This window comes from uncultured Microscilla sp., from assembly GCF_947493425.1.
Taxonomy (GTDB): domain Bacteria; phylum Bacteroidota; class Bacteroidia; order Cytophagales; family Microscillaceae; genus Microscilla.
Genome location: NZ_CANLRP010000310.1, coordinates 1 through 4507, shown reverse-complemented (window position 1 = coordinate 4507; position 4507 = coordinate 1). Strand labels below are relative to the sequence as shown.

At 40.3% G+C, this 4507-nt stretch carries 6 protein-coding genes; all 6 read left to right on the top strand.

The annotated features are described in order from the left end of the window. The first annotated feature begins 194 nt into the window (after window positions 1-194). The 6 genes from Q0954_RS32940 (at window position 195) to Q0954_RS32915 (ending at window position 4305) form a co-directional block, all read left to right on the top strand. Entirely contained in the window at window positions 195-611 is a 417-nt protein-coding gene (locus Q0954_RS32940; RefSeq protein ID WP_299465975.1) for a hypothetical protein, read from the top strand. A gap of 124 nt (window positions 612-735) precedes the next feature. Beyond that, window positions 736-1320: a hypothetical protein gene (locus tag Q0954_RS32935; RefSeq protein ID WP_299465972.1), complete on the top strand. Its 585-nt coding sequence runs from the start codon at window positions 736-738 to the stop codon at window positions 1318-1320. 234 nt (window positions 1321-1554) lie between these two features. Beyond that, entirely contained in the window at window positions 1555-1803 is a 249-nt protein-coding gene (locus Q0954_RS32930; RefSeq protein WP_299465968.1) for a heavy metal-associated domain-containing protein, read from the top strand. 716 nt (window positions 1804-2519) lie between these two features. Further along, entirely contained in the window at window positions 2520-3338 is an 819-nt protein-coding gene (locus tag Q0954_RS32925; RefSeq protein ID WP_299465965.1) for an AraC family transcriptional regulator, read from the top strand. Between the two features lie 65 nt (window positions 3339-3403). After that, on the top strand, window positions 3404-3913 hold the full coding sequence (locus Q0954_RS32920) for a hypothetical protein (protein WP_299465962.1): 510 nt from the start codon (window positions 3404-3406) through the stop codon (window positions 3911-3913). Next, window positions 3910-4305, top strand: coding sequence for a hypothetical protein (locus tag Q0954_RS32915; RefSeq protein WP_299465959.1), 396 nt, complete (start codon window positions 3910-3912; stop codon window positions 4303-4305). Before Q0954_RS32920 ends, Q0954_RS32915 begins: the two co-directional genes overlap by 4 nt. Window positions 4306-4507 lie beyond the last annotated feature (202 nt).

Here is a 4507-nt window from a genome sequence, read left to right as displayed (position 1 = left end):
ATAAAAATAACGAAGTATCAAGGCGAAAAATCACCCCTCAGAGTGTAAATTTATTTTTGAACAATTCCTTAGATTAAATTACAGAATAATATTTGCAATTAGGCATTAAAAAAAGTACACTTGTAAAAGTTTACTCAAGTATTTAATGAAGTAAAATAGATTCGGGCAAAAAGTAAAACTTCATTGGCGAACAGATGAAACAACGGTTTTATAAAATACTATCCATTACGCTGACATTGTTGATCTTGCGTAGCTCGCTTCCATTGGGGGTATACGCAGCATCGAACAGTAACTCTACGGAATGTCACATCTCGCCCACCAAAGAGCTCAATTTTTGGCAAAAATTTCTGCAAGTATTGGTACAATCCAGTACCTCAGAAAAAGAAGAAGAAAACAAAAAAGAAAAGGAGAAAGAAGCTGAAATAGAAAACCTCAAGCTCCGTCGGTTGCTTGGTCACCTTCAGAAAGCACTCGTTTCGCACCAAACCCACCAATTTCAAGTATCTTATTACGAATGGCTACACCACGCTTCTCTTACCCTCAAGGCCAAACGTTTCCATCATTTGTATGTTTTTTTTCATAAACTCAAAATTCCTACAAGCATCGGTTAAAACTATATAGCAAACAAATTGTTGTTATGTTTCGTGCTGTTGTAGCAAAACTATTGAACCAATGGTAGTAGTGCTCACATCAGTTGTATTTTTTCCCATGTTCTTTAGGCTAATTTTTGTTTATATGAAAAATTTCAATGAGATGTCGTTGGCTAAAGACCAATGCCTTCACAATCCTCCCCTATGCTCAAGACAAATCACAGTAATATTTATTTTAATCTTTTCTGCACTATTGGTGGGCATATATGGCCACCTTGCCTTGGCTGGGTTCCTAAGTGTACTAGTGCTTAGCATTATATTTAAGCGTCAAATCAACCAAAATATCTCTAAAAAATACGCGCTCAACTCTATCTCACGGTTAATGGCTGAAGCCCAGTTTCCTGACCACGTACAACTACAGGTAAACTGTGTGCAACAACAACGGTATGTAGTACTTACTACCCAAAAGTCTACTTCTGGTCAGGTGTTAATTATAGAAATACTACACCCCGAACTAGTGGATATAAAACAAATGCGTCAGGCACTGAAACACTATGCGGCCCACCGGACAGAAGTGTACCTGATTATTAATAGTCAGTGGGAACAAGCAGAAGAGTTAAAAAGTCAATTGGCTCCTTATATCAGCATTTACCAGATATACAATCTACTGGACAACTGTTTGGTGCACCTCAAGGGTAAGTTAGAAAATAAGACTTCGATCTCGGTGTAAAACGTGCACAAGCCTTGTCAGGAAAAAGGGCTGTCAAATGAACGCTTTTATTTATAAATTTGTACTGAAGTTACGCAGACCTACTTATTTTGATGATCATACAGCTTTATTGCTCAATGGTTGGACTACGCATTATGCAACAATATAGCCATTCAACAATAGAAACAGGTGACCTTCAGAAAACTGCGTAACTTGAGATTTGTATTGTTTATACACTGAAAACCATCGACAAATATGAAAACACATACATTTGAGCGTACCAATATTAAATGTGCTGCTTGCGAAGAAAAAATTCAGGGAGCATTTGCTCAAGAGGCACGCATAGACTCTTTTAAAGTAGACTTGCAACACGCTGACCGTCCTTTGACTGTACAAACAGTGGATGATATGACCACTGAAGAGGTGTCGAAGTTAATTTATACGGCGGGTTATGAGGCCAAGCCTGCCAAGAAAGGGTTATTTAAGAAGTTGTTCAATAAGTAATTAAGGGATGATAAAAAAATTACTTTCCCAAGTTTGTTTTTTGGCACAGGTTTACCCTTGTACTTGATTAGCATCAGGTCTTTAGTGGCATTTATCCGTTCATTTTTTTCTTTAGGCAAAAAAACGAACCAAAAAAGCCCACCGCTGTAGTCTGTTCTACCTAAGTTTAAATTGCAGATTCTCAACGAATTAAACTCGCTTCGCTCAAACAGTAATTCGTTGCCCTCCGGGACGAATCCGCAATTTAAACTCTTAACGGTAACAGACTAAGGCGGAATGCCAAGTTGACTTTAGTCCAGCTACTACCTATGCCAATTTTTTAAGTCTGAGAATTAATTATTTCTTTATCCCTAAGTTATACTAAGGAATGGTGAGAAATTAAATTACCATTCTTGAGGTAGAGGTTTTGTTTTGAGACGAGGCTATTTTTTGCGCTCGTAGAGCTTGAATCCCGAACTTGATTCGGGGCAGCGCTACGGGCATAAAAATAACGAAGTATCAAGGCGAAAAATCACCCCTCAGAGTGTAAATTTATTTTTGAACAATTCCTAAGGGGCTGTCTCATCATAGGTTTTAGGAGGATATTCTTCTAAACACTAGCCATACCTGGCAGGCTTTTAAAACTTGCCAGGTATAAAATTTCTTGAAAAAGGTTTTTCCTTCATAAAATTTGGCAACCTTTGACTTACAAGACAGCCTCTTTTTACTATCTCCTCATGCAGTTCGATCTACGCAAGCCCCCCTACCCGCTCAATCAACTGGTAGAATCGGTGCTTTTCTATGACCAGTACTCCCCCACCCACCAAGTAGAACGGCTTTTGCCCGATGGCTCGCTCAACCTTATTGTAGAGCTTCATGGCGTTGCCCAACACATCTACGACAATCGTTTGCTTACCCCCATTAGCACCCACAAGCACGCTTGGTTGTCGGGCATGCACTCTGGCTATATTTCTATCGATTCGGGCATAGGTACTTCTATGCTCATCATTCGTTTTTTGCCTCAGGGTGCTTATCCTTTTTTACATTTTCCGGTAACCGAGCTTAACGACTTGGTCATAGAGGCTGACTTAGTCTTTGGGCAACACATTGCCCAGCTCAGGGAGCAATTGCTTGCCAATGCTGACAATGAAATCCGGTTTGAGTTGGTCTATAGGTGGCTACAAGCACGCTTCAGAGCTGAGTTTTTGCCTCCCCAAGCAATCAATTATACTTTGGGGCAAATTCACCAAAACAACGATACACATACCTTCAAAAACCTCCACCAACAATTGGGTTATTCGCAAAAACACTTGATCACCCTCTTCAAAAAATACGTGGGTTTTCGCCCCAAGCAATACCAGCAAATCACCCGCTTCAACCTTGCTTTAGCGCACATAGCTCAAGGGCAGGGTTTGCAACTGACTGCTTTGGGTTATGATTGTGGCTATTATGATCAGGCGCATTTTATCAAAGAGTTTAAGAAGTTTGCTGGGTTTAGCCCTAAAAAGTTTATCCGCGAAAAAGGCGATTATATTCATTATTTACCCTTGAGGTAAATTTTTTACAATTTTACTTTCTTCCTTTTTATCATTTTTGCAAAACACTTATTCTCAAAAATGATATGAAACACCTCATGATTTATTTAGTGCTGTGGGGCTGGACAACCAGTGCCTACAGCCAGGCTACCCCGGTGGCACAGTTGGCATTTTTCGAACATTTGACCAAGGACAAATGGGAAATGAATGGCGACTGGGGCAACGGCAAAAAATTTAGACAAATACAAGTATACAGTTGGGGCTTAAATAAGCGCATTGTCAAGGTGCAAACCTTTGGCACCGTTGACCCAAAAACAGGCGCTTTTGGCTTACGCAATGAGGGAATCAGGGCATGGGATGCTACCAAAAAACAGGTAGTTTTCTGGGAGTTCGATGTCTTTGGTGGCATTACTCAAGGCACTTGTACTGTAGAGGGCAATTTTCTTTATTATGACTATACTTACCAGGGGCAAAGCCTTCGAGACAGTTGGCAAAAAATTTCTCCCAATGCTTACGCCTACAAAGTGGGTACTTACAAAGAGGGGCGTTGGCTCAAAGTTTTTCTTTCTGCTACTTATAAAAGAATCACCAAATGAATACTTACTTAATCATCGTAAACATTTTGGGTGGGCTGGCTTTTGGGGTGCATACGTTTATGGGCGACCGCGAGCTGCACCTGATCGCTCCGGAAAGCAATGACAGTCACTGGCTAAAAAAACAAGAAACCTGGACAATGGGCCGCTGTGGTTGGCATTGGATTTCGTTTGATTTGCTGATGCTTACGGTGCTACTTTCATTGATTAATTTTACAAATTGGATTCCTCACCCAGCTTTTGTGGTGCAGTTGCTGGCAATATATACGTTGGGCTATGCTTTGTTTTGGTTGGTAACGGTGGCCATTTCCCGCTCTTTTGCTCAAAACTACCTCAAATTGGGGCAGTGGATGTTGATGTTGCTCATGAGTGGGTTGTTGTTTTTGGGTATATAATTCACCCTGAAACGCTTACAAAACAGCGCCTCACCTTAGGGAAGTGATCGCCCCGTGAACGGGATTTCGGGCGTAGCCCTTAACAATAACCCCAATAAGAAATTGAAGCTGTCCGGTTTAGAACATATTAGCTCGTATGTTTGTAAAAAAATAAGTTGTCTTTGAAAAGTACCAAAGCGTTTTTATTTTAAGAGAAGATATT